At 32.9% G+C, this 25,182-nt stretch carries 24 protein-coding genes; 3 read left to right on the forward strand and 21 right to left on the reverse strand.

Annotation, left to right across the window (positions count from 1 at the left end; genetic code table 11):
- Positions 1 to 663 (reverse strand): GTP diphosphokinase, encoded by a 663-nt coding sequence (gene yjbM, locus B9Y54_RS11175; protein ID WP_085560311.1) that lies wholly within the window; start codon positions 661 to 663, stop codon positions 1 to 3.
- Between the two features lie 200 nt (positions 664 to 863).
- On the opposite strand from yjbM, the gene B9Y54_RS11180 reads away from it, so the two are divergent.
- Both B9Y54_RS11180 and B9Y54_RS11185 read left to right on the forward strand, forming a co-directional pair.
- Positions 864 to 1,448 carry a CYTH domain-containing protein gene (locus B9Y54_RS11180; protein ID WP_085560312.1) on the forward strand — a complete coding sequence of 195 codons (585 nt, stop codon included), beginning with the start codon at positions 864 to 866 and terminating at the stop codon, positions 1,446 to 1,448.
- Positions 1,449 to 1,622: 174 nt separating this feature from the next.
- Positions 1,623 to 2,291 carry a DsbA family protein gene (locus B9Y54_RS11185; protein ID WP_085560313.1) on the forward strand — a complete coding sequence of 223 codons (669 nt, stop codon included), beginning with the start codon at positions 1,623 to 1,625 and terminating at the stop codon, positions 2,289 to 2,291.
- A gap of 254 nt (positions 2,292 to 2,545) precedes the next feature.
- On the opposite strand, the gene B9Y54_RS11190 is transcribed toward B9Y54_RS11185, so the two are convergent.
- The 10 genes from B9Y54_RS11190 to opp3b form a co-directional block, all read right to left on the reverse strand.
- Positions 2,546 to 3,316: a transposase gene (locus B9Y54_RS11190; protein WP_085560314.1), complete on the reverse strand. Its 771-nt coding sequence runs from the start codon at positions 3,314 to 3,316 to the stop codon at positions 2,546 to 2,548.
- Positions 3,268 to 3,585 carry a hypothetical protein gene (locus B9Y54_RS11195; protein WP_085560315.1) on the reverse strand — a complete coding sequence of 106 codons (318 nt, stop codon included), beginning with the start codon at positions 3,583 to 3,585 and terminating at the stop codon, positions 3,268 to 3,270. The genes B9Y54_RS11190 and B9Y54_RS11195 overlap by 49 nt, the downstream gene beginning before the upstream one ends.
- A 184-nt stretch (positions 3,586 to 3,769) precedes the next feature.
- Positions 3,770 to 5,593, reverse strand: a complete 1,824-nt coding sequence (pepF, locus tag B9Y54_RS11200) for an oligoendopeptidase F (protein ID WP_085560316.1) — start codon at positions 5,591 to 5,593, stop codon at positions 3,770 to 3,772.
- 65 nt (positions 5,594 to 5,658) lie between these two features.
- Entirely contained in the window at positions 5,659 to 6,840 is a 1,182-nt protein-coding gene (locus B9Y54_RS11205; RefSeq protein ID WP_159446087.1) for a competence protein CoiA, read from the reverse strand.
- A gap of 121 nt (positions 6,841 to 6,961) precedes the next feature.
- A complete protein-coding gene (locus B9Y54_RS11210; RefSeq protein WP_085560318.1) occupies positions 6,962 to 7,627 on the reverse strand; it encodes an adaptor protein MecA in 666 nt (221 codons plus the stop codon).
- Positions 7,628 to 7,831: 204 nt separating this feature from the next.
- Positions 7,832 to 8,230, reverse strand: coding sequence for a transcriptional regulator SpxA (spxA, locus tag B9Y54_RS11215; RefSeq protein WP_085560319.1), 399 nt, complete (start codon positions 8,228 to 8,230; stop codon positions 7,832 to 7,834).
- 268 nt (positions 8,231 to 8,498) lie between these two features.
- Entirely contained in the window at positions 8,499 to 9,440 is a 942-nt protein-coding gene (locus B9Y54_RS11220) for an ABC transporter ATP-binding protein (protein WP_085560320.1), read from the reverse strand.
- A 1-nt stretch (position 9,441) separates the two neighbouring features.
- Positions 9,442 to 10,536 (reverse strand): ABC transporter ATP-binding protein, encoded by a 1,095-nt coding sequence (locus B9Y54_RS11225; protein ID WP_085560321.1) that lies wholly within the window; start codon positions 10,534 to 10,536, stop codon positions 9,442 to 9,444.
- A 14-nt stretch (positions 10,537 to 10,550) separates the two neighbouring features.
- Entirely contained in the window at positions 10,551 to 11,594 is a 1,044-nt protein-coding gene (gene opp3C / locus B9Y54_RS11230; protein WP_085560322.1) for an oligopeptide ABC transporter permease, read from the reverse strand.
- A complete protein-coding gene (gene opp3b, locus B9Y54_RS11235) occupies positions 11,595 to 12,542 on the reverse strand; it encodes an oligopeptide ABC transporter permease (RefSeq protein WP_085560323.1) in 948 nt (315 codons plus the stop codon).
- A 257-nt stretch (positions 12,543 to 12,799) separates the two neighbouring features.
- On the opposite strand from opp3b, the gene B9Y54_RS11240 reads away from it, so the two are divergent.
- On the forward strand, positions 12,800 to 13,162 hold the full coding sequence (locus tag B9Y54_RS11240) for a DUF3899 domain-containing protein (RefSeq protein WP_085560324.1): 363 nt from the start codon (positions 12,800 to 12,802) through the stop codon (positions 13,160 to 13,162).
- 68 nt (positions 13,163 to 13,230) lie between these two features.
- On the opposite strand, the gene B9Y54_RS11245 is transcribed toward B9Y54_RS11240, so the two are convergent.
- From B9Y54_RS11245 to thrS, 10 genes are all read right to left on the reverse strand, one after another.
- Positions 13,231 to 14,250: a lipoate--protein ligase gene (locus B9Y54_RS11245; protein WP_085560325.1), complete on the reverse strand. Its 1,020-nt coding sequence runs from the start codon at positions 14,248 to 14,250 to the stop codon at positions 13,231 to 13,233.
- A 35-nt stretch (positions 14,251 to 14,285) separates the two neighbouring features.
- Entirely contained in the window at positions 14,286 to 15,032 is a 747-nt protein-coding gene (locus B9Y54_RS11250) for an MBL fold metallo-hydrolase (RefSeq protein ID WP_085560326.1), read from the reverse strand.
- An 85-nt stretch (positions 15,033 to 15,117) separates the two neighbouring features.
- Positions 15,118 to 16,521, reverse strand: coding sequence for a protoporphyrinogen oxidase (gene hemG / locus B9Y54_RS11255; protein ID WP_085560327.1), 1,404 nt, complete (start codon positions 16,519 to 16,521; stop codon positions 15,118 to 15,120).
- Positions 16,522 to 16,615: 94 nt separating this feature from the next.
- Positions 16,616 to 17,698 carry a M42 family metallopeptidase gene (locus B9Y54_RS11260; RefSeq protein WP_085560328.1) on the reverse strand — a complete coding sequence of 361 codons (1,083 nt, stop codon included), beginning with the start codon at positions 17,696 to 17,698 and terminating at the stop codon, positions 16,616 to 16,618.
- A 151-nt stretch (positions 17,699 to 17,849) separates the two neighbouring features.
- Positions 17,850 to 19,502, reverse strand: coding sequence for a peptide ABC transporter substrate-binding protein (locus B9Y54_RS11265; protein ID WP_085560329.1), 1,653 nt, complete (start codon positions 19,500 to 19,502; stop codon positions 17,850 to 17,852).
- A 187-nt stretch (positions 19,503 to 19,689) separates the two neighbouring features.
- Positions 19,690 to 21,366, reverse strand: a complete 1,677-nt coding sequence (locus tag B9Y54_RS11270; RefSeq protein ID WP_085560330.1) for a peptide ABC transporter substrate-binding protein — start codon at positions 21,364 to 21,366, stop codon at positions 19,690 to 19,692.
- 314 nt (positions 21,367 to 21,680) lie between these two features.
- On the reverse strand, positions 21,681 to 22,043 hold the full coding sequence (gene rplT, locus B9Y54_RS11275; protein WP_085560331.1) for a 50S ribosomal protein L20: 363 nt from the start codon (positions 22,041 to 22,043) through the stop codon (positions 21,681 to 21,683).
- Between the two features lie 88 nt (positions 22,044 to 22,131).
- Complete coding sequence (rpmI, locus tag B9Y54_RS11280; RefSeq protein ID WP_085560332.1) at positions 22,132 to 22,329, reverse strand: 50S ribosomal protein L35; 198 nt, start codon at positions 22,327 to 22,329, stop codon at positions 22,132 to 22,134.
- A gap of 24 nt (positions 22,330 to 22,353) precedes the next feature.
- Positions 22,354 to 22,875, reverse strand: a complete 522-nt coding sequence (gene infC / locus B9Y54_RS11285) for a translation initiation factor IF-3 (protein WP_085560333.1) — start codon at positions 22,873 to 22,875, stop codon at positions 22,354 to 22,356.
- Positions 22,876 to 23,089: 214 nt separating this feature from the next.
- A complete protein-coding gene (gene thrS / locus B9Y54_RS11290; RefSeq protein WP_085560334.1) occupies positions 23,090 to 25,027 on the reverse strand; it encodes a threonine--tRNA ligase in 1,938 nt (645 codons plus the stop codon).
- Between the last annotated feature and the right edge of the window lie 155 nt (positions 25,028 to 25,182).

Raw genomic sequence — 25,182 nt, forward strand, 5'->3', positions numbered from 1 at the left:
TTATTTTATATTTTTATACTCATTTTTTTTAGGGTTATCTCGTTGATTATAAGAAAACATCTGTTGGGCTTCTTGGATTTCTTCTCTAATTTGAGACATTTCTTCATCCAATTGAAAAACAGCTTCTGCAGCTCTCTTTAAGCGGATTTTAATATCTTCCGGAAATTCTCCTTGATATTTATAATTTAACGAGTGCTCAATTGTTGCCCAAAAATTCATAGAGAGAGTCCTTATTTGAACCTCAGCTAAAATTATTTTTTCGCCTTCAATAACCTGAACAGGGTACTCAAATACTACATGGTAAGAACGATAGCCACTCTCTTTCTTATTTGTAATATAATCTCGTTCTTCTATAATTTTAATATCGTTTCGATTTCTCAATAAACGAACAACTTCATGGATATCATCCACAAACTGACACATAATTCTTAAGCCAGCTATATCTTGCATATCTGTTTCTAAATGTTTCAATGGCACATTGCGTAGTTTTGCTTTAGCTAAGATACTTTCTACGGGCTTCACTCGTCCGGTAACAAATTCAATTGGAGTATGCAAGTTTTCTTTTCCAAATTGCTTTCGAATACCTTTTAATTTAACTTTTAATTCTTCCACTGCTTGTTCGTAAGGTATTAAAAATTCTTTCCAGTTCATCTCTTCATCCATAATTTTAACCTTCTTTATCAATCATTTTAACATCTTTTGCTTAAAGATTGCCTATTCATTTATTTTAACATATACCGGTTAAAATAAGAACTATTCGAAGTTTACATGAAAAAAACAAATATATGCTATTCTAATGATAACTTAATCATAAAGTTAAAAGTAATTTATACTAATCTAATTAACTAGAGGAGTTAATAAACATGAGCGAAGAACTAGAAATAGAGTTTAAGAATAAATTATCTACTAAAGAGTACCATCGTCTCCTTGAGTATTTTAAAGTACAGGAAAATGACTTCTTTACACAAGAAAATCACTACTTTGATTCTAATTTATGGGAATTAAAAGAAATGCAGGCTGGTTTAAGAATTAGAGTGCTTAAAGATTCAGCCGAATTAACACTTAAAACACCTTTTAATCATTATCTATTAGAAACAACAGATTGTTTATCGTTGACTGAAGCTAAACAATTATTGTTAGAAAATAAAATTGACTCTACTGGTCAAGTGGGTAAAAAACTAAGAGAACTAGCTATTGAACCAATGACCGTTCATTTAATTGGATCACTTATAACCAAACGATTTGAAGTAAAGATTCCAACAGGTCTAATTGTGTTAGACCAAAGCTTTTATGGAGAACAAATAGACTTCGAATTAGAATTTGAAGTTCAAGAAGATCAAGCCGGAAAAATTAATTTTAATAAGTTTTTAAAAAAACACAACTTAAAAAGAGTTCCCTCAGAAAATAAGATCATCAGAATGATTAAAGAATCACAAAAATCTAATTAGTCCATATTGGCCCATAACATTAAGCTTATGGCAAAACTGTGACTATTAGCCTATTTTTTAAATTTAACATAAGTCTTTTTGGTACTATTTTCTAAGTTTATTTGATAAAGTGGAGATGTTACAAAAATATTGGTAAATTTGTAAAATATTATAAAAAGTAAAGGTGAACTATAAATGATAACAAGTACGCATTCCAGTAAAGGGAATCAATACAAACAAATCACTGAAATTTATTTATTCATCAACCCCATTGGTTCTGCATGTTATCAAGCGGAAAATGGATTGTTGGACTTTATCGAGTCACGCGAAAATAAAATTCATTTCCACTTTATTCCTGTCCATAATTTCAAGACATTTTCTGATTATATGAAAGCAAAAAAAATACCTAAAAATGATTTAGATTTAAGAAATAAACATTTCTTTCAAATCTACGAAGCTTGTCTAGCTTATGCCGCTGCTTCAATGCAGGGTAAAAAGAAAGGTCGCTTATTTTTAATGGGCTTACAACAAGCTATTACTATCGACGAAAAGCCTTTTTCACAAAAATTAGTTTTGGAAATAGCCATAAAATCTAATTTAGATATTGAAATGTTTTCTGAAGATAAACAATCAGAATTTGCTAAAACCGCTTTTGAAGCAGATCAGAAAGTAGCCCGAGAAATGCATGTTCTCTCTAATCCATCGTGCGTTGTTTTTAACAATCAAAGTTCTAATCATGGGTTTTTAATAGAAGAAGATATTAATTTTGAGACACTACAAGCATTATGTAGTGAAAACAAAGATGAGAACTACTCAGCATTTTCTAGTAAAAACGAAAAAAAAAATCATCTATTAATTCTTTAATTTATTTAATAAATACATCTATTCATTAAATAATTTGGGTTCTATCGTTAAATGCTCAACCCTCAAAATATTTTTATTTGAGGGTTTTTTTCCGTTATTAGGCGCTAAAAGGTTCTACATCAACTAACGTTGGTGAAAAATAATAATCTTTAACTTATCCTATTTTCAACCTGTTTTGTAGCTGGTATTAAGCGGCTGCGGAGCAGGTATTTTTTTGACTTTTCATGTAAGAAGAACTGTCTTTACCTATCTTTCTATTTAAAATCATTGTCTTCAACAGCTTGGATAACGGATTGATAGATTGCGTAAGTAGTGCTCAAAATAGCCTCATAGCTTAGCATTTCGGATACAATGGCCGCTTCAAGTCGTTGTCTAAACATAGAATAGTAAGAATAAGTTGTATAAGATAAATTACTTTCTTTTTTCAACATTTTCTTCCAGTAACGTTTTAGGCGGCGGTATTTCTTTTGATCTTCTCCGTTTGAGGTATTTAATCGATTCCTCACATTAACTCTTGTTTTATTTATAGAGCGATTAATTAATTGAATAATATGAAAGCGATTGATAATGATTTTTGCTTTTGGAAAAAGAATGGGTATAAAACTTGTGTAACTAGCATTCATATCTACTGTGATGGTTTGAAACTTTTCCCGCTCACGGAGACTATAGTGTGAGATAAAATGGTTTTTTACCGTCCTTCCATCTCTAGAGGGTAAAACATCTAAAATATTTCCAGCTTTTGCATCAATGTATTCAAAAGCTAATTGGCCCTTAGCATATTTGAATTTGTCAAATGATAAATTCTCAGGAAGAGTTCGATCATACGATTGAATTTTTTTAGCTTCTTGGTTGATTAATCGTTGAACCGTTGGTGCTGAAACACTGCTATTTCTAGCAATATTCTTAATAGACTGAGCGTCTGTTGTTTTGAATAAGATAAGTCCTTTGACAGTATTGGCAATAAAACAATGGTCTTTTACCAAGGGAGTTTTAGCTGTAAAGGTTGCTTTACGAAATTTACACATGAATCGTTGTTTTTTAATAACAGATAAGTCGGATGAACTCCAGCCATTGGGAGTGTAATACGAGATAATTGGGTGCCATTTCGATAAAGGGAGTAACCTTTATTCCGGGCTTGGCATTTAGCACACGCCGTCGGCATATAAGCTAGCTTTCCTTCAATAAATTTACTTCTTTTTCCTTTATATTGGTCGTAATAAACACAATTATCCTTAAATTCGATATTTCCATCTTGAATATCTAGTATTTTTAGCATATCATTTGAAGTAGGCAAGTGAGTTCCTCCTAGTGGTAAGTTTTCGTCGACTATCATTTTACAGGAGAACTCACTTGTTTTCTATTTATATTTAAATAAATATTAAAAATGACGTTAGTGAGTTTTTTACTCACCAACGTCATTTATTGTACAACCCGCTAAAAAAATGATAGTAGTTTTTATTCACCAACATCAGTAAGTATTATTTATTTATTTTACTTCTTGCACTTTCTTCTAGTTCATCTAGTCTTAATTTAAAAACGGTCATTGCTTCTTCTAGATAAGTTTTTTTAGTCATATCTACACCAGCTTTTTTCATGACATCAATTGGGTAGTCGCTACTTCCCGATTTCAAATAAACTAGAAAATTTTCTAAAGATTTGCCCGTTTTATCTTTTAAAATTTTATCAGCAAGTGCTGTAGCAGCAGAAAAACCTGTAGAATATTGATAAACATAATAGTTATAATAAAAATGTGGGATTCTAGACCACTCATAAATGATTCCAGGGTCTTGTGAAACCGAAGGACCATAATATTTGCTATTTAATTTCTTATAAGCTTGATTTAAAAAGTCTGCAGTTAAAGGAGTTTCTTTTGCTGATTCTTGATGTATAAAATGCTCAAATTCAGCAAACTGTGTCTGTCTAAATATTGTTCCTTTAAAACCATCTAAATAATGATTTAAAATATACGAACGTATTTCTGGTTTGGTTTGAGTTTTTAATAAGTATTCTGTTAAAAGATTTTCGTTCGTTGTTGAAGCTATTTCTGCTAAAAATATGGAATAGTCTCCATAAACATAGGGTTGATTTTTTCGTGTAAAATAACTGTGAACACTATGTCCTAACTCATGTACTAGTGTGTAAAGATGATTTAATGAATCATGCCAATTTAATAAAATATAAGGTTGTGTCTCATATGCTCCAGAGGAGTAAGCCCCACTTCTTTTCCCTTCATTCTCCACAACATCTATCCAGCGGTCCTTAAAAGCTTGTTTTAATACTGCTTGATACTCTTCACCTAAGGGTTCTAGTGCTTTTAAAACCGTTTCTTTTGCTTCATTATAGGTGAATTGAATAGTAGCTTCTCCCATAATTGGTGTATACATATCGTACATGTGTAGCTCGCTAACCGAAAGAAGTTTTTTTCTTAGTGCTACGTAACGATGAAGTAAGTGAAGATTCTCATCCACTACCGATAGCAATGTGTCGTATACTGCCTCAGGTATATGGCCTGCTGATAACGCTGCTTCACGTGCAGATCCATAGTGATGAACAGCAGCGTTATAATTATGATATTTGATATGGGAAGATAGTGTACTTGCAAAAGTATTATTTAGTCCTTTATAGACTTTGTATAGAGCTTTAAAGCCTGCCTCTCGGAGTAAACGATCTGTACTTTCCATCACCTGTCCATAGACACCATGAGATAATTGCATTGCATTTCCATCCTTATCTTCTATAGTTGGGAACTGGATATCAGCATTATTTAAAATATTAAATGTTCGACTCGAAGCCCCGAACAGTTCACCTGCACCAGCTAACAACGATTCTGACTCAGCTGTTAAAACATGTTTTCTTAAAGCTGTTAGCCTATCAATAAAATGCTGATACGTAGCCAATTCACTGTTATCTTTCAGGAATTCGGATAACACTTCTTCTGGTATTTCTAATAGTTCTGGTTCAAACCAAGATATAGACTCACTTATTTTTGTTACTAAAAGTGATGCTTGTTCAAACATTGCTTGATAAACAGTATTTATTGTATCTTGGTCATTCTTCAAATGAGCATAAACATAAATAGTTTCTAATTGATTAGAAACTTCTAAAATATATTGAATACCGTTCAATAAAATCTCTGAACTTTCGCTTAACTTTCCTTTAAATGCAGAAATTCCAGTTATTTTACTTTCTAAATCTCGATAGGAAATAAAAAAATCTTTATCCGTTTTAAAAATAACTTCTAAATTCCAAGTTAATTTTTCAGGCACTTCTTCACGTTTCGGCAATCCTTCAAATTCGCTCATTTTATTATCCCCCTCCATTTTAAACACTTTAAACACTTTAAACACTTTTAATTTTACCATATACTTTAATTACTTAAAGAGAATTCCTTCGAAAAACTAGCCATTTTTTCTTGTTCATTTTTATAATAATAAGGTTTTCTTCTCAAAATCCATTGGTTAGAATCTTTTTCCTCTAAAATAGCTACTTTTATTAATAAGCGAATATAACAATAAAGTGGCTTTTTTTGTTCTTCTAATGAAAGTAAAGGCATTTTATAAAAAATGATTTCCTTATTTTTTATCATTTCATTTATTTGCTTGTCCAGTTGTTTTAAAGTAATCACTGAATGAATATTATTTTGTGAAAGCCACTTAAGTAAGATATATTTCCAAAAATGGGGAAGTGTTTTAATCATTATCTGATCCGTTACCACTAAATAGATTTCTTTCGGTAGTGAAATTAAAGAGTCTCCTCTATGGTAGATATATTTTTGAAATAATACTACTTCTGGTGTTTGATACATTCTTCCTTGATTAAGAAAATTGTGGCTTTGCATTAATTCATTAGATTTAGGTAGCTCTTCACTCTTTTTGCTTTTTGTTTTATTCGAGATTTTCTTCATTAAAACAGGCACATCAACTAGTGTAAATTGATCTAACTTTATTAGATACTTGTCATAGGTTATTTTTTGTGTTGTATTTTTCTGTTGAATATTTGAATAAAAATAGACAGTCCTTTTTATAACATCTAAGAAAAAAAGACTTGATTTAATTTGAGCATTACCATAGATAAAAAGTCGCTGAAACGCTGTAATTTTATCGTCAAGTTTAAATTGAGAACCAACTATCCAAAGAACATCATACCCCTTACTTTTATATCCAACTGTTCTTTCTATCATTCTTTTTAAAGGTAATGAACTACACTGAAATTCGATAGCTATTGCCTTAGTTTGACTTATCCAAACAAGAATATCAGGACGTTGGTTCAAATTAGGTAGATAGGCTTCTAATTGGCAAATAAGTCCTTGTTTAGTAAACCATTCATACAATAGTTGTTTCCCTTGGAGATGTTCTCTTGTTTCACCTTCTGAAAACGAAGAACAATTCGTTTGACTAAAATGTGAAAAGTGGGCTACTTTTAAACTTCCTTTTTTTAAAAATACATAATCCTTACAATTAGGACAGTAATAATGATTAGTTGTTTGTGCGACTTCTTTTAATGAATTAGCATAAATCAGTTCATTTTTTTCATCTAAAGCTACCAACATTAGAATCACTTCCATTCATACGGTTTTATTTAATGTCCGCAAAATGTTTCTTTATTCAATAAAAAATAAAAAACAATTTTTAGAAAAATAATAACTTCTAAAAACTGTTTTTTTATAATATTTATTTAAAATAAAAACGACTCAGTTCTAACGCATTATTTTCCATTATTACTCGACCGTGCTCCATTAAAATACCCTGAGTAATAGGAGTTCTTTGAGTAAATTCTAATGCTACAGTAATTTGATCTTCCACACTTCGTTCTGTTGTTTCTTCTATAAAAAAGATCATATAAAGAAAATAACTATTTTTATACCAATATAGTTTAGACGTAGCACTTTCTAAATACAGTTGTTTAGATAAAGAAATCATATCTTCAAATTCATTAAATCTCAACACAACTTCTTGAGTCGGTTTGCTTGAATCATCCAGAAAATTCTCTTCTTCTTTTTCCTCATCATCGTCCATCAACTGTTTTTTTATAAGTTTAGAGAATTCATTTGCCTCAAAATTACCAGAAGTTGAAGAAAAATCAATATCTTCACTTAACGGACCGCCCTTACTGATAAACAGTTCTAGTCCATTTCCACTTGGTAAAACTTGAAATGTGATAGCATCAGATTCATGGAATTTTTCGTCTACATCTACTTCTTCTAAAATACTATAAAAGAAATCTTCAATTTGTTTATGATTTCCCAAAAGATCTAAAAAAGTTATTCCTCTTTCTTCTAGATCTGTACTTTCAATAAGCACACGAATTGTGTTCTCATTAATATGCTCCATTTCCATAGTTCTACACCTCACTTCTTAATCCTTTACTAAAAGTAACTATAGCAAAGAATATTCATACTAATTAGTTTAAAGCAAATATATAAAATGTAAAGATAAATGTACTAAGTAAGTACACTGCTGAAAGCATTAAAAGTTTATTTGCAAAAAAAGAGTTCATCACAAAAAATTAATTTAAGTGACAAACTCTATTTAATTTAAGTTTTAATAACCGACGATTCTCTGAGCTCTCAATAATTCAATTGCGCGTACTTCTCTGGGTAAGAAACGACGAATTTCATCTTCGTTATACCCAACTTGTAATCTTTTTTCATCTACCATAATCGGACGACGCAATAGTCCAGGATTATTTTGGATAAGAACGAATAAATCTTGAAGTGGCAATTCTTCTAAATCGATATTTAACTCTTGAAAAGCTTTAGACCTTGTAGAAATAATTTCTTCTGTTCCATCTTCTGTCATTCTTAAAATAGATTTAATTTCAGGAATATTTAGTGGTTCCGAAAAAATATTTCGTTCTTTATAAGTAATGTTGTTTTCTTCTAACCAAGCTCGTGCTTTACGACATGAAGTACAACTAGGTGATGTATAAATTGTAACCATATGTTATTCTCCCCTTTTTTAGCCGAATTAATTTAGTCAAAGTCTATAAAGATTGATAATATTTCTATTTTACTTCCTTACATAACTTATTACATAACTTATTATATATCAAATCATAAGAAAATACTATAACTTTCGTCAATATTTTGTCACTTTTGAAAAATAAACAGAGTCCTAAACTTGATATTTTTTATTTATTCTTATTAAAAAAATACATGCTAGTATGAGATTTTTTCCCTCAAATAACATGTACTTTTTGTAATATTTTTTATTTTATATAATTTGCTTTCTTTTCTTTCAAGGCAGGAATATCTGATTCACGACAGTAAACAAAATGGCCAGGAGTTATTTCTCTTAATGTCTCTGGCTCATTTGTTTCCTCTCTACGAATATATGGTGTACGAATACGGTTACGCTCGTATTCGGGATCCGGTAAAGGAACAGCAGATAGCAAACTTTCAGTATAAGGATGCAACGGTCTATTATAAACATCATCAGCTGCTGCCAATTCAAGTAATTTCCCATTATTCATTACCCCTATACGATCACTAATGTATTTAACCATAGATAGATCATGCGCAATGAATAAGAATGTTAAATCTTTTGTTTTTTGTAATTCCATCAATAAATTTACTACCTGTGCTTGGATCGAAACATCCAGTGCAGAAATAGGTTCATCTGCAATAATAAATTTAGGTTTTACGGCTAATGCTCTTGCGATACCAATACGTTGACGTTGGCCCCCTGAAAATTCATGCGGATAGCGTGATGCGTGATCTGGGTTTAATCCAACCGTTTTAAGCAAATCATCTACTTGTTGATTGCGGTCTTCTTTTGATGAGGCTAGGCCATGAATATCTATACCTTCAGCAATAATATCACGAATCTTCATTTTAGGATTTAAAGATGCATATGGGTCTTGAAAAATCATTTGCATATCTCTTCTAAATTTCAGCATATCGGTTTTACCCTTAATACTATGAACTTTCGTACCTTCAAAATCAATCTCTCCATCAGTAGGATTATAAAGTCTGATAATAGAACGTCCTGTTGTGGATTTACCAGAACCAGACTCTCCAACTAAACCAAACGTCTCACCTTTGAAAATATCGAATGTAATATCATCTACTGCACGTACTTCATTTTTAGTACCTTCATTGAAGTATTGCTTTAAATTCTTAACTTCTAATATTTTTTCTCTTTGCTCCATTTTATACGCCTCCTTTTACTTCGTTTTCAGAACTAAAAACGGAGGTTTCATTTTTACTATAATAGTTAGCAAACTTCTTTTTATAAAGGGCTTGTCTTGCTCTAATTTCAGCAGGTGGATTAACTGCTGGAGCATTTGGGTGCAATAACCACGTAGCTGCAGAGTGTGTATCAGAAACTTCAAAAAAAGGAGGTTCGAGTTTCGTATCAATTTTCATTGCAAATTCATTTCTAGGTGCAAACGCATCTCCCACCGGCGGATCTAATAAATCTGGTGGTGTTCCTGGAATAGCATATAGGGTTTTCTCCATTTCAAGAGTTGGCATAGAGCTAATTAGTCCCCATGTATAAGGGTGTTGAGGATTATAAAATATCTCGTCTACAGTCCCTATTTCAACAATTTTCCCTGCATACATGACAGCCACACGATCAGCTACATTTGCCACTACTCCTAAATCATGTGTAATAAATATAATTGAAGTCGATATTTTCTTTTGTAATTCCTTCATCAAGTCAAGAATTTGAGCTTGAATCGTTACATCTAATGCCGTTGTTGGCTCATCTGCAATTAATATTTCTGGGTTACAAGCTAAAGCTATTGCTATAACGATTCTTTGGCGTTGTCCACCTGAAAATTGATGCGGATATTGCTTCATACGCTTTTCAGCCTGTGGTAATCCTACTAAATTTAATAATTCAAGAGCTCTGTTAGTAGCCTCTTGTTTATTTAATTTTTGGTGTAAACGGATTGGTTCAGATATTTGTTTTCCAATTGTCATTGTCGGATTAAGTGACGTCATTGGATCTTGGAAAATCATAGCAATATCTTTTCCGCGAATTTTTTGCATTTCTTTTTCAGTCTTCTTAACTAAATCATCACCATTATAAAGGATTGTACCCTCTTCGACATTTGCATTTTGAGAAAGTAAACGCATAATGCTGCGAGTCGTTACTGATTTTCCAGAACCCGACTCTCCCACGATTGCCAAAGTTTCACCTTTTTTCAGATTGAAACTGACACCACGAATAGCTTTTACTTTACCAGCGTAGGTGTCGAATGTGATATTTAAATTTTTAACTTCTAATACATTATTCATTCGGTTTCACCTCGCTAATCTTTCATTTTTGGATCAAATGCATCTCGTAAACCATCAGCTAATAGGTTAAATGAAATCATTAAGATACAAATAACTGCTGCTGGATACCACATTAAGTGAGGTAAGAAGCGGAAAGTTTTGTATCCGTCATTAATTAATGTTCCAAGTGATGCTGTAGGAGCTGGAATTCCAATACCAATGAAACTTAAGAAAGCTTCAAAGAAAATTGCAGCTGGAATTGAGAACATGGTTTGAATGATGATGATACCTGATAAATTTGGAATTAAATGTTTAAATGCAATTTTTATTGGTGATTCACCCAACGTTTTTGCAGCTAAAATATACTCTTGATTTTTTAACTTTAACGTTTGAGCTCTAATGACACGTGCCATAGAAATCCAGCCCGTAATAGCTAGCGCAATGATAATTGACTTAATACCTGGATCTAAAACTAGTAACATAAGTATAACAACTACTAAGTTTGGTACTCCTGATAAAATTTCCAAAACACGTTGCATACCATTATCTACCTTGCCACCAGACCAGCCAGAGACTAAACCGTAGATAACACCAATCGTTAAATCAAAAAACGCTGCTACAAATGCAATGAGTAATGAAACACGTGTACCGTGTAAAATACGAGATAATAAATCTCGTCCTAGTCCGTCAGTTCCTAAGTAATAATTTACATCATTAGGCACACCTTGTTGCTCATACTTATCCACACGTGTATCTCCAACGGCTTGTGTTCCATTTAGACCATTGATATTAAGACCTGGTATTTTTGGTGGCAAGTTCGCATGCGAAACGATTTGGAAATCAGGATCATGTGGCGAAACAATTGGCGCAAATACACTTAACATAATAAAGATAATTAGAATAAACAAGCTAATTACAGCAGCTTTATTTTTTTTCAGTCTTCTCCATGAATCTTCCAAAAAGCTAAGTGAGGGAGCAGTTATCCTCTCATTATCAACTTTATCAGAGCTATCGGCAGGATTGAACATTTCAGGAGACAGTTTTGTTGTTTCATCAACCGTTTGTTTTGAGTTGTTCATTTATTCGTCTCCTCCTTCATTTGTAACACGAATACGAGGATCGATAATCCCGTACAAGATATCAACAACTAAAATAATACCTACTAGCATTGCTGAGTATAATATTGTTACACCCATAATAGTTGGGTAATCATTAGTCAAAATTGATTTAACAAATTGTTCGCCAATTCCTGGTATTGCAAAAATGTTTTCCACTACTAATGATCCCGTCATTAAAGCAACCGCTATCGGTCCTAGTATCGTAACTAAAGGAATTAACGCATTACGTACTCCGTGTTTAAACGCTACTGTCAAGCGACTTAGTCCTTTAGCACGTGCTAATTCAACATAATCACTGCTAAGTACTTCTACCATTTCAGTACGGATAAAACGTGCAGAATCTGCGAGTGGCGCAATCGCTAAAGCAAGCGTTGGTAAAACTGACGAATTAAATCCATCGTTCCAAAGAGCAATAGGGAACCACTTTAGGTAAACTCCAAAAACTAATTGTAATAATACAGCTATAACGAAGTTAGGTATAGATCGACCAAGAATCGCTGTAAAGGTCGCTGTCGTGTCTATCCATGTATTCTGGTTCATAGCTGCTACGACACCTAGAACAATCCCGAGGGTTGTTCCTAATACAACGGCTTGAACTCCGAGCTGCAGTGAGGGTCCGACTCTGGTTGATAATAATTCAGTTACAGGAGTATTATTAAACTGGAAAGATGTCCCTAAATCTCCTCTCAATAAACGTGACATATAGACAACATATTGAACCGGGAGTGGTTCATTTAATCCATATTTTTCATTCATAATAAAAATTTGTTCTTCCGAAAGCTTGTCCTGGTTACTATATGGTGTTCCAGGTAAAAGCTTCATTAAGAAAAACGTGATCGATGCAATTAAGAATAATGTCAAAAACATATATAAGATACGTTTCCCGAGATATTTAGCATAACTTTTCATCGATTTGAGCACCTCCAGTGATTTTTTTATATTTTATTCGAAAAGAGAATATACTATATAGAATAGCTTGTTACAGGGATAAATGCAAAAGTTTTTTTAAAATTTTATTTTCAAAAAATTTAAAATTAGAAAACAATGGCGGAATTGCAGGTTTTCTAGCCATTTTATCATCAAGTTTTTATCTGAATTTTATTATTGTATTTTATTTCAATATACTGTAAATTAAAACCTATCATCCACTACTAGGAGGTTTAAAAATGAAAAAAAAATTCACGCCCTTGAAGATAACGAGCATAATTTTATTTCTGTGTTTAATTTTAGAATTAAGTATTTATCAAAAAATTAGTTTTCTACAGACAACAAATATTACTTTTTCAGCTGCCAGTCTTTTCCTAATCATTAGTCTTCTATGGTCTGTATTCTATTCAGGTGCTTTTGACTTTTTTCACTACAGTATGAAGAAAGTGACTACGAAAATACATCGAGAAGATTTATCAGAACAAACCGACATTATCCCACTATCTAAATCCGTCGGACAGGGATACAAACTTCCTTTAAAAGTCGGAATATTACTAATGTTAATTAGTATGCTATCTTTAATTTTTCACTATTTTACTTAAAGCTATTTATTTTTAAAGCAGATGGGATTAGAATCTCTAATCATTTGCTAATCCCATTTGTTTTTTATTTAATAGATTAAATTTACTAATTCTTCTTTTGTTATCTTACCAAAATATTTATGAATATCGATTTCATCAAAGAGTTTTTCTAAAGCTTCGTGTTCATACTTCAAACCAACTAATTTTTCTTCTACATCTGAAATTTCACCTAATCCAAAGAAATCTCCATAAATCCGTACATTTTGTATTCTTCCATTTTCTACATTTAACTGAAACTCAACTGATCCAATAGAGAAACGATGACGACGAATCAATTCAAATTTAGGTGATTTACCATAATTCCAATCCCAATTTTTAAAATATTCCTCACTGATTTTCTCGATTTCATTCCAATCCTGCTCAGTTAATTTGTATTCTTTAATCGCTTCTTTTGAATCAACATCAAAAATTGTTAATAATAATTTGTTTCGGAATTCTTTAGTTGTCATATACTGATATTCTTCAGAAAGATAAGGACGAATATTTGTTACACGACTTCTAATTGATTTGATTCCTTTTGACTCGATTTTATCCTTTCTAACTTTTAATGCTCCAACAACTGCTTCTATATCACTGTCGAACATTAATGTACCGTGAGCGGTCATCCGCCCATTTTTCGAATACATAGCATTTCCAGAAAACTTTTGTCCATCAATTACTAAATCATTTCGTCCAATTAAAGCCGCTCCCTCAACACCCATTTTGTGTAAAGAATGGATAACCGGTTCTGTGAATTTACCAAAATCTCTAAAGGAATTTCCATCATCTTTTTTAATAAAGCAAAATGAAAGATTTCCGAAATCATGATAAACTGCTCCTCCACCTGATAAACGTCTTACAATATGGATATGATTTTTTTCAACATACTCGGTATTTATCTCTTCAATAGTATTTTGATTGCGGCCTATTATAATAGAAGGTTCGTTAATATAAAAAAGCAACACTGGTTCATCTAATAAAACATTTTTTAATAAGAACGTTTCTATTGCTAGATTAATCCTCGGGTCCGTAATTTCTTTTCCATTACGCTCATTTGCAACATAATACATAGTTTGCTCCTCTTTTCTTTACTATTTGACTTTTTTTAAATATAAACAACTAAATCTTTTTCCGCTAAAATCACTTCAGTCTCAGGAGATTCATTAATGGATTGTGCTTTTAATAAGTCTAAATCTCCTTGCTGAGGTAAATGAGTTAAAATCAATTTAGGCACTTTCGCTTCTCTAGCAATCCTAGCAACTTCAACCGAAGTCATGTGAGCACGATGATTGTCCATTCCTTCAAATAAATTCGCATCCGCTAACAAAACATCAGCATCTTGGCTAAATGGAATAAACTGTGGTAAATACCCTGAATCAGCTGTAAAAACCAGTACTTTTCCTGTATTTACTTCTACGATTCTCGTAGCATAGCAAGGAACTGGATGAAGTGTCTTCATAAAAGTAAGTTGGAATGGTCCAATTGTTAATACTTCGTCTTCCGAATAAGATACCCCTCTTGCTACCCGCTCCAATGTTAGGCGTTTAAAATTGTCTAAATCTTCTCGATGACCATAAATAGGTAAAATGGGTGCTCTTGTTTCATTATTATTTAACCTTTTTAATTGTCTTGTGTATTGTAAAACGCCTACATCTGCAATATGATCTGCATGGTAATGTGTCAAAAATAAAGCATCTAGCTCTAAAGGATCAAGATGCTTCTCAAGCGCAATTAAAGAAGCACTACCGGCATCAATTAATAGATGAAAATTATCTGATTCTAATAAATAAGAACTTGTTCCTTCATTTTTTGTAGGGTAACCACCCCAATATCCTAGTACTGTTAATTGCATTTTTACACTCTCCTTTTTAAACTTATCTCATCACCATGCAGTATTCTTAGTTTTTTTAGACTAGCTTTCTATTAAACCTACTACTCTATAAACAATTTTGTTTTTTTGCATACTCTATAATTTTATTTCCAATAACATTAGCTTGCTGGATACAGTGATTGATACTAAACCCAGCTAAACCTTGACCAGCAATATAAATTCCGGGATATTCATCAAGTAAAATCTGTTTAGCATGGAAAATATCTTCTTCTTGGGTAACTGTAAATTGTGGAACAGCATCTTCCCAACGTTTGATAATCCTAAATAAAGGCTCTTTGGTAATTCCCAAAATAGTATTTAAGTCTTTCAAAATAGACTTCTCAATTTCTTTATTACTTAACGATACCAATGCATCTTCTCCGTTACGACCAAAGTTAACTCCGATTAAAACATCCTCTTCTTTATTTAAGGCTGGCCACTTTTTATCTAAAAAAACCACTGATGTAACAAAAGAATCACTCCTTCTTGGTGTAACAATTCCAAATCCGTCTGGTAAATTTTTAATATCTTTTTTTGAAAACCCAAAGACAATATAGCCAACTGAGGCTGTTTCAATATTACCGAAAACTCTGGATATCTCTGGATGTTCAATCAATTTAGCATACTCCGTTACAGGAGTTGCCATGCAAATTGCCCCAACTCTAACCTGTTCTGTATGATTTATATCTAGAACATAGACATTCTCATCACTTTTTTTAATTTCAAAAACTTTTTTCCTATACTGAATATGAGGTTTCAATATTTCTTCGAGAGCTTCAGTTAAAACAGATAATCCATTTTTAAATGTCACATAATTACCTGATCCATCTAAAAGCTCTGGGTGAGCAGCTAATCCTTTTTGCAAACTACCGTACTTCATCTCAATTTCATAAACTAATTCTCTTGATGCTTTTATTCCAATTTTATCTAGATCACTGGCATAAATTTTATTAAAGAATGGTTCAACGATATGTTCAACCATTTCATCTCCTAGAAGTCTTTTCAGATAGGTGCTTATTTCTACATCTTTTTCTAACTTCTTAAAAGTATTAAAATAACTTGTATATGTGACAAATTTACCGTACATCGTTAGTAAATTCCCTTTCCAAATATCATTTCTTCTAATCGGAATACCGTTATATGTTGGATAATTCAATTGGTATAATCGATTATAAAAAAAGACATCTGGTTTATTTCCCTCACTATAAATTAACTGATCTTCAAGTCCTAATTCTTTAATCAATTCTAAAGCTTCTGGATAGCGTGTGTCTATTGATTCAGCACCTAAATCGATAGAACGTGTTTTATTTTTCATTGTATAGATTTTTCCACCTACTTTTAAAGATTCTTCCAACAAGATTAATTCAAAAGGTAAATGCTCTTTTTCAATTTTTTGCTTGATCCGATATGCCGTAGTCAAACCAGTAATACCACCACCAATAATAGCAATTCTTTTTTTTGCCCTTTTCATCTCTATTATTCCCCTTTAAATAGTTGAACTAACTCATTGAATGTTTTCTTTAGATAGTCATAGACACATAAAAATCTATTACTGTTTAATTATGTTACCCATATGTTATTTTTTCAATAGTTTTACTGTCCAATCTTTTTATAACTTCAGTCATCAAAGTAACGGTATTTAAATAATCATCTTCGTGTATAACGGATGTATGCGAATGGAGATACCTTGTAGCTACTGTAATAGCTAATGAAGGGACTCCGTTCCTAGTCACATGCTGACTGCCTGCATCTGTTCCACCACCTGCAATGACAGTATATTGGAAAGGTATATTTAATTCTTCTGCTATCTCTACTACAAAATCACGTAACCCTTTATGAGCGACCATTGAAGCATCATAGATAATAATCTGAGGACCTTTACCTAACTTAGAATCCGCTTCTTTTTCGGTCATTCCTGGAGTATCCCCTGCAGTCCCGGTGTCGAATGCAAATGCAATGTCGGGATTAACCAAGTAAGTGGATGTTTTTGCTCCACGCAACCCTACTTCTTCTTGGACATTTCCAACAGCAAATGCTTTATTCGGATGACCTTCACGTGCAATGTTTTCTAGTACTCTTAGGGTAACTGCTGTACCGATACGATTATCCCATGCTTTTGCCAATAAGAATTTCGATTGATTTAATCGTTTAAATTCAATATACGGGGTTACCATATCACCCGGCTTAATACCCCAAGATGAAACTTCTTCCTTCGTTGTCGCCCCTACATCAATGAACATATCTTGAATATCGTAGGCTTTATTTCTTACTTCTGCTGTTAGCACATGAGGTGGTTTACATCCAATAACTCCATGCAATACATTTCCTTTTGAGGTCGTTACCTGAACTTGTTGAGCTAGCATAACTTGAGACCACCATCCCCCAAGTGTTTGAAATTTTATAAATCCTTCTTTGGTTATCGCTGTCACCATGAAACCTACCTCGTCTAGGTGACTTGCAAATAGAACTTTAGGGCCTGTTTCATCCCCTACATGCTTAGCAATCACACTCCCTAATCCATCATATATTATTGAGGAAGCTGATTTTTCAGCATATCTTACAAATACTTCACGTACTTCTTTTTCATTTCCAGGTACACCTTTAGCATCCGTCAATTCTTTTAGCATTTTCAATTCTTTATCTTCCATAAAAAATGACCTCCATTATATAATTATTAGGTGTATTGTATCATTTTAACACATAAAAAAGAACTTACTTAAAACTATTAAAAAAAAGCAAGAAGAATGTTTTACCACCCCACTTACTTTTATATTCATCTATTTCGACTTATTTATACTGTTATTCTGAGACTGAAGCCCATTTAAATGAGTACTCTGGGCCTACCAAATGTGTCCCAATGTCTTCAACGTATGATTTTTCTAATATAGCATTATAACGTTGGTAGATAGGTCCAATAGCTGCTTCTTCTAGTAATAATTTTTCAGCACTAAGCATATTAGCCCATCTTTGATCTGGATCATCAAGATCAGTCGTTCCAATTTTTTCAATTAATACGTCATATTCTGGAATAGAAATACTTGCTTTATTATTTGAATTTTCTGTCTCAAATAACTCAAGGAAGTTAATTGGATCTGCATAATCTGCTCCCCATCCTGCCATTTGAATATCATAATCTTGACGTTTATTTACATCAAGTCGAACATTGAATGGTACTGAACGAATACTTATTTCTAAACCTGGTAAGTTTTGCATTAATTGACCTTGCATGTATTCTGAAGATTTTTTAGCATTCTCAGAATCATCTGAAAGTAACTCTAATGTTATCGAGTCTAAACCTAGTTCTGCTAATCCCTTTTTTAAATAATCTTGTGCTGCATCAATGTCATAGTTTAATAAATTTCCGTTTTCCTCTCGGTAGTCTTCACCCGTTGAAGGATTTACAGACAGACCTTCTGGAACTAAACCGTTAGCAGGTAGAGAACCATTTTGTAAAACTGTTTTTGCATAGGCTTCTTTATCAAATCCCATTGAAATAGCTTTACGAATGTTTTCATTCGCTAAAGCAGTTGGTGCACCATTGCGTTCTTGGTTATATTTAAAGAAGAAAACAGAAGATGTTGGAACAGATTTCAAATCAGGATCTCCCTGTTTTGTTTGTACGTATTCACCAGATAATTTAATCGTATCTACTTCGCCTGCATCGTATAAGTTAATAGCAGTAGACGTTTCTTTTACTACATCTACATTGATTTTATCTAATTTTACTTTATCTACGTCCCAATAATCTTTATTTTTTTCATATGACCAACTTAAACCCGTACCGTCCCAGTCTGTTAAGACAAATGGCCCATTGTAGATTGCATTATCGCTATCTGATGCATATTTTTTTCCTTTTTCTGTTACATACGATTCATTTTGAGGTAAGAACATAGCTAAGGATAGTAAATCTTCAAAGTACGGAACTTTAGATTCTAATTGTACTTCTAAGGTTGTTTCATCAATCGCTTTTACTCCTAATTCTTCTGGCGCTATATTTCCTTTATTGACTTCAGAAGCATTTTTAATGATTCCACCCATCATATAGGCAGACTGTGAACCAGTACTTGGATTAACTAAACGACGCCATGAAAATACGAAATCATTAGCCGTAACAGGATCTCCGTTAGACCACTTTGCATCTTCTCTTATTTTATAAGTGTATGTTAAACCATCTTCACTAATAGATGGCTCCTCAGAAGCCATAGCAAGCTCAGGTTTGTTGTCTAGATTTAAACGATATAAACCTTCCATTACATTATTCATGACTGTAGAACCTACTGTATCAGTGTTTAAAGCCGAATCCATCGTTGGAATTTCAGCTGTTTCAATTAAATTTAGTTCTTCAGTCGTTTTGCTATTTTCTGAATCACCATTATTTGAACTACAAGCAACTAAAATAGCTGTAGATAATAGTGTGATACCTAGTAAACTTAGTAATTTTATATTTTTCATACTTATTTCCTCCTGATTTCCCAATTGTTCCTTATTTAATTTCTAGATAAGAATAATACACTTGATTCTATCATCATGAGGAAAATGGCGCAAATCAGCATCATGCATTTCTAATGAATATATTAGCGTTCTCACATAAAGTAAAAAAAAGAAGCAGAAAACTGCTTCTTTTTTTATATATAGTTACTTATTTACCGTCAACATAAGCCCATTTAAATGAGTTTTCTGCTCCAACTAAGTGAGAAACGATATCTTTTGCATATGGTTTCTCTAGTACAGAGTTGTAACGTTGATAGATTGGTGCAATTCCAGCTGTTTCCATCAGAATTTTCTCAGCATCTAACATGCCAGTCCAACGTTTTTCTAAATCTGATACTTCACTCAGAGAACTCTTAATTAAAGTATCGTATTCATCATTAGCATAACCAGATTTATTATTTCCATTATCTGAAGCAAATAATTCTAAGAAATTAATTGGGTCAGCATAGTCGGCACCCCATCCAGACATTTGTAAATCGTAGTCTTGTTTTGAGTCAGCTTCTAAACGGACTTTGAAAGGTACATTACGTAATGTAATAGTTAAGTTTGGTAAGTTTTGAGTTAATTGACCTTGCATATACTCTAAAGATTTTTTAGCATTTTCACCATCATCGCCAAGAATTTCTAATGTTAGACTATCTTTGCCAATCTCTTCTAAACCTTTTGCAAAGTATTTTTGTGCTTCTTCAATGTTAAATTCTAATAAATCGCCATTTTGATCACGGAAATCTTTACCTGTATCTGGATCAACAGCTAAACCTTGAGGGACTAGACCATTAGCTGGTAACGAACCATTTTGTAAAACCGTTTCAGCATATACTTCTTTGTCATAAGCCATTGCAATACCTTTACGGATATTTTCATTTGCTAAATCAGTTTTTTCACCATTTCTCTCTTGGTTAAACTTGAAATAGAAAACAGCTGATGTTGGTACAACTTGTAAATCTGGATTATCTTTTTGAGTTTGTACGTACTCACCAGATAATTTCATGCGGTCAATTCCACCAGTTTCATATAAGTTCAAGGCAGTTGATGTTTCTTTTACTACATCAAAATTAATTGTATCTAGTTTAACACTGTCTGCATCCCAATAATCTTTGTTCTTTTGGTAAACCCAGCTTAAGCCAGTTCCATCCCATTCAGTTAAAGTAAATGGTCCGTTATAAATTAAGCTATCGCTATTTGAAGCAAATTTATCACCTAATTCTTCAACATAAGCTTGATTTTGTGGATAATACATAGGTAATGTTAATAAATCTTTAAAGTAAGGAACTGCACGAACTAATTTAACTTCAAGTGTTTTTTCATCTACAGCTTTAGCTCCAAGTTCACTTGGATCTTTCTCGCCATTAATAATTTCTGTTGCATTTTCAACGACATCTTGAATCATATAGTTATAAGCTGCTGCTACAGTAGGATCTGATAATTTTTGCCATGCGTAGACAAAGTCAGCTGCAGTAACTGGATCTCCATTTGACCAGTTTGCGTCTTCTCTAATTTTAAATGTATATGTTAAGCTATCTTCACTGACTTCTGGTTCTGCTTCAAGCATGCCTAGAACTAATTCACCTTCTAAACCTTGACGATATAGTCCTTCAAAAACGTTATTCATTACGTTCCCACCAACTACATCTGTATTTAAAACAGAATCCATTGTTGGAATTTCACCAGTTTCTATTAAATTAAGTACTTGTTCTTTATCCATTTCACCATCAGATGATTTAGAAGAAGTATCTTCACTATCTGCTCCTCCACCACAAGCTGCCAACATCAAGGCAGAAGTTGCTGTTATACCAAGCAAACTCAACATTTTATTTCTTTTCATATTGTTTTCCCCCTGTTTTTCTTTATTATACAAATTTCTGTATGGGATGAATATTAGTTTACTCAAATAATATTATCATCTTATTATCATTTAAGCAATACGTTTATCCATTATTTTTTAATAATCTTAATATTTGTTACATCCGTTAAAAAAAATGTTGCTTTATCTTACGTAAATAATCAAATCTTATCCGATTAAAATAAAACCTTTCTCATTTTAATCTACTAAATAGAAAGGGGTGTAACTGTTTTTTAAAATTATTTTTTCGTAAAAAAAGAAGCTAAGACACTTTAACTGTCCCAACTTCTTTTGAATTATTTATTTTCTAAAGCTATTTTAGCTTGTTCAGTTAATACTGTAAAAGCTGCTGCATCTGTAACAGCAATATCAGCTAACATTTTACGGTTCATGTCGATTTCAGCTAATTTAAGACCATGCATGAATGTGCTGTAGCTCATATTGTTAATACGAGCTGCTGCGTTAATACGTGCAATCCATAATTTACGGAAATCACGTTTCTTTTGACGACGATCTCTGTACGCATACTGATAAGATTTCATTACTGCTTGTTTAGATACTTTGAATAAAGTGTGTTTTGAACCATAATAACCTTTTGCTAATTTTAATATTCTTTTGTGACGTTTACGAGTAACCGTCCCACCTTTAACACGTGCCATATTAATTTCCTCCTCGAAGATGTTCTCTTTTTAGAAAACTCTTATACATAATTATCTTGATTATCATCATTAAAGCTCTTTTTCAAAATTACCAGTTAGCTAATTGTTGACGGATACGTTTCATATCGCCTGATGATACCATTGCTGACTTACGTAATTTACGTTTTTGTTTTTGAGATTTATTTGCAAACATATGGCTTGTTTTTGCGTGATGACGTTTCAAACCGCCATTACCTGTTCTCTTGAATCGTTTAGCTGATCCACGGTGTGTTTTTTGTTTTGGCATTATATTTTCCTCCTTAAAATACTCTTACTTTTCAGTTTTTGGTGCTAAAATTAAGAACATACTACGTCCATCCATTTTAGCGGCTGATTCAATACTAGCAATATCGGCTGTTTCTAGCGCTAATCGATCTAAAACTTTTTTACCAATCTCTTTATGAGTAATGGCACGTCCTTTAAAACGAATAGATGCTTTAACTTTGTCTCCTTTTTCAAGGAATTTACGGGCATTGCGTAATTTTGTATTGAAGTCATTTAAATCAATTGTTGGACTTAAGCGAACTTCTTTAAGACCGACGATTTTCTGATGTTTACGGGCTTCACGTTCTTTTTTCTGTTGTTCAAAACGGAACTTACCATAATCCATAATACGAGCTACGGGTGGTTTTGCTGTTGGAGCTACTAAGACTAAGTCTAAGTTTTCTGCTTCTGCAATTGCCAAGGCTTCACTCTTGGTTTTAAGTCCAAGTTGGTCACCATTACTACCTATAACGCGCAATTCACGTGCACGAATGCCGTCATTTACCATCATATCTTTTGCTATGGTCATACACCTCCATTAGATTTGAGAGAAAGAACAGCAGAAAAATAGACGAATTCGCAATGAACTCGCCTATAAATAATTTCCAACTTACGCCATGCGCAAGTTATCATCGTTTATATCTAGCCCAGAGACTTTTAGTCAACTTAGGCGAGAAGCGAGTGCTTCTGCTTTGTTTTCTCAACTTTTTAATCATACCATGATTTAATTTATTTGTAAACTACTACCGACTAAAATTATTAATTTCTACCATCACTTTCTCTAAGTACTCTTTTAAATCAAGTACTTGGGTAGTTTTTTCACCGTATTTACGGACAGCAACTGATCTATTTGCTAATTCATCATCACCTACAACTAATTGGTAAGGAATTTTTTGTGTTTGTGAAGCACGAATTTTATAACCCATTTTTTCATTTCGATCATCGACTTCAACACGCATACCAAGTGACGCCATTTTATCTTTGATTTCATATGCATAGTTAGAATGAAGGTCTAGGTTAACCGGAATAATCGTTGCTTGTACAGGTGCTAACCAAGTAGGGAAAGCTCCTTTGTATTCTTCTATTAGATAAGCGACAAACCTTTCCATTGTTGAAACAATTCCACGGTGGATAACAACAGGACGATGATTATTTTCTCCATCTTCTCCAACATAAGTTAAATTAAATCTTTCAGGCAATAAGAAATCTAATTGAATAGTAGAAAGTGTTTCTTCAAGACCTATAGCTGTTTTTACCAACACATCTAGTTTTGGACCATAAAAAGCTGCTTCTCCTTCGGCTTCAAAATAATCTAATCCTTTTTCGTCCATTGCATCTTTAATCATTTTTTGGGCTTTTTCCCACATTGCATCATCATCAAAATATTTATCTGTATTATTTGGATCTCTATAACTCAAACGAAAACGGTAATCAGTGATATTAAAATCTTCGTAGACTGCTAACATTAACTCAATTGTACGAAGGAATTCTTCTTGAATTTGGTCAGGACGTACAAACGTATGGCCGTCGTTTAAAGTCATTTCACGTACTCGTTGCAAACCAGAAAGTGCACCACTTTTCTCATAACGGTGCATTTGCCCTAATTCAGCGATTCTAATTGGCAACTCGCGGTAACTATGAACATCATTCTTATATACTATCATGTGATGTGGGCAGTTCATTGGGCGCAATACAAGCATTTCTCCCTCACCCATATCCATTGGCGGAAACATGTCATCGTGATAGTGATCCCAATGGCCAGAAGTTTTATATAAGTTTACATCAGCTAAAACGGGCGTATAAACGTGTTGGTAACCTAGACTAATTTCACGATCTGTGATGTATCGTTCGACTATCCGCCGGATTGTTGCGCCTTTTGGAAGCCAGAAGGGTAATCCAGAACCTACTTCAGGTGAGATCATAAATAAATCTAGTTCTTTTCCTAATTTACGGTGGTCACGTAACTTAGCTTCTTCGCGCATTTGTAAAAACTCTTTTAAAGCTTTTTTATCAAAGAAAGCTGTCCCATAAATACGTTGCATCATCTTATTATCTGAGTTGCCTCTCCAATAAGCTCCAGCAAGGGACAATAGTTTAAAGACTTGTATTCTGCCGGTCGTCGGAACATGAACACCTCGGCATAAATCAACAAAGTCCCCTTGAGTGTAAACAGCAATGATTTCATCTTCGGCTAGAGCTGTTATTAACTCTACTTTATAGGGATCGTCTTTAAACAGATTAAGTGCTTCGGCACGAGTTAATTCTTTACGTACGATTGGATTATTTTCTTTGACAATTGTCATCATCTCTGCTTCGATACGGGGTAAATCTTCTTCGGTAATCGGTGTTTTTGTATCTGTGTCATAATAAAATCCTGAGTCAATTGCAGGGCCTACACCAAATTTAATATCCGGATACAATCTTCTTAATGCGTTTGCCATTAAATGAGCACTTGAGTGGCGGATAATTTGTAGTGCATCTTCATGATCAGGAGTAATAATTTCTAATGTTCCATTTTCTTCTAATGGTTGACTGTAATCTACAAGTTCCCCATTAAATTTTCCTGCTAAACCTTTCTTTGCTAAACCTTCACTGATGCTTTCAGCCACATCTCTTGTAGAAACACCGATTGGCATATTTTTTTCTGCACCATCGGGTAAACTAATTTTAATTTCTGACATAATCTTGTTCCTCCAATTCATTTATATTAAAAAAAGTAAAAAAAGTCCCTTTTATGCTAATTGCTTAACATAAAAGGGACGATAAAGTCGTGGTTCCACCCAAGTTCAGAATCCTATAGAAATATAAACAATCGTTCATACTCTAGAATTCACTC

This window comes from Carnobacterium iners (assembly GCF_900177385.1).
Lineage (GTDB): Bacteria > Bacillota > Bacilli > Lactobacillales > Carnobacteriaceae > Carnobacterium_A > Carnobacterium_A iners.

Excerpts from the sequence above, each read along its gene's own strand:
- infC (WP_085560333.1), bottom strand. The coding sequence starts at position 22,875 with ATGACCATAGCAAAAGATATGATGGTAAATGACGGCATTCGTGCACGT.
- B9Y54_RS11180 (WP_085560312.1), top strand. The coding sequence starts at position 864 with ATGAGCGAAGAACTAGAAATAGAGTTTAAGAATAAATTATCTACTAAA.
- B9Y54_RS11185 (WP_085560313.1), top strand. The coding sequence starts at position 1,623 with ATGATAACAAGTACGCATTCCAGTAAAGGGAATCAATACAAACAAATC.
- B9Y54_RS11260 (WP_085560328.1), bottom strand. The coding sequence starts at position 17,698 with ATGGAAGATAAAGAATTGAAAATGCTAAAAGAATTGACGGATGCTAAA.
- B9Y54_RS11265 (WP_085560329.1), bottom strand. The coding sequence starts at position 19,502 with ATGAAAAATATAAAATTACTAAGTTTACTAGGTATCACACTATTATCT.
- B9Y54_RS11190 (WP_085560314.1), bottom strand. The coding sequence starts at position 3,316 with ATGTGTAAATTTCGTAAAGCAACCTTTACAGCTAAAACTCCCTTGGTA.
- pepF (WP_085560316.1), bottom strand. The coding sequence starts at position 5,593 with ATGAGCGAATTTGAAGGATTGCCGAAACGTGAAGAAGTGCCTGAAAAA.
- B9Y54_RS11210 (WP_085560318.1), bottom strand. The coding sequence starts at position 7,627 with ATGGAAATGGAGCATATTAATGAGAACACAATTCGTGTGCTTATTGAA.
- B9Y54_RS11250 (WP_085560326.1), bottom strand. The coding sequence starts at position 15,032 with ATGCAATTAACAGTACTAGGATATTGGGGTGGTTACCCTACAAAAAAT.
- opp3b (WP_085560323.1), bottom strand. The coding sequence starts at position 12,542 with ATGAAAAGTTATGCTAAATATCTCGGGAAACGTATCTTATATATGTTT.
- B9Y54_RS11205 (WP_159446087.1), bottom strand. The coding sequence starts at position 6,840 with ATGTTGGTAGCTTTAGATGAAAAAAATGAACTGATTTATGCTAATTCA.
- B9Y54_RS11220 (WP_085560320.1), bottom strand. The coding sequence starts at position 9,440 with ATGGAGCAAAGAGAAAAAATATTAGAAGTTAAGAATTTAAAGCAATAC.
- hemG (WP_085560327.1), bottom strand. The coding sequence starts at position 16,521 with ATGAAAAGGGCAAAAAAAAGAATTGCTATTATTGGTGGTGGTATTACT.
- B9Y54_RS11245 (WP_085560325.1), bottom strand. The coding sequence starts at position 14,250 with ATGTATTATGTTGCAAATGAGCGTAATGGAAAAGAAATTACGGACCCG.
- spxA (WP_085560319.1), bottom strand. The coding sequence starts at position 8,230 with ATGGTTACAATTTATACATCACCTAGTTGTACTTCATGTCGTAAAGCA.
- thrS (WP_085560334.1), bottom strand. The coding sequence starts at position 25,027 with ATGTCAGAAATTAAAATTAGTTTACCCGATGGTGCAGAAAAAAATATG.
- opp3C (WP_085560322.1), bottom strand. The coding sequence starts at position 11,594 with ATGAACAACTCAAAACAAACGGTTGATGAAACAACAAAACTGTCTCCT.
- rpmI (WP_085560332.1), bottom strand. The coding sequence starts at position 22,329 with ATGCCAAAACAAAAAACACACCGTGGATCAGCTAAACGATTCAAGAGA.
- B9Y54_RS11270 (WP_085560330.1), bottom strand. The coding sequence starts at position 21,366 with ATGAAAAGAAATAAAATGTTGAGTTTGCTTGGTATAACAGCAACTTCT.
- B9Y54_RS11225 (WP_085560321.1), bottom strand. The coding sequence starts at position 10,536 with ATGAATAATGTATTAGAAGTTAAAAATTTAAATATCACATTCGACACC.
- rplT (WP_085560331.1), bottom strand. The coding sequence starts at position 22,043 with ATGGCACGTGTTAAAGGTGGGACGGTTACTCGTAAACGTCACAAAAGA.
- B9Y54_RS11240 (WP_085560324.1), top strand. The coding sequence starts at position 12,800 with ATGAAAAAAAAATTCACGCCCTTGAAGATAACGAGCATAATTTTATTT.
- yjbM (WP_085560311.1), bottom strand. The coding sequence starts at position 663 with ATGGATGAAGAGATGAACTGGAAAGAATTTTTAATACCTTACGAACAA.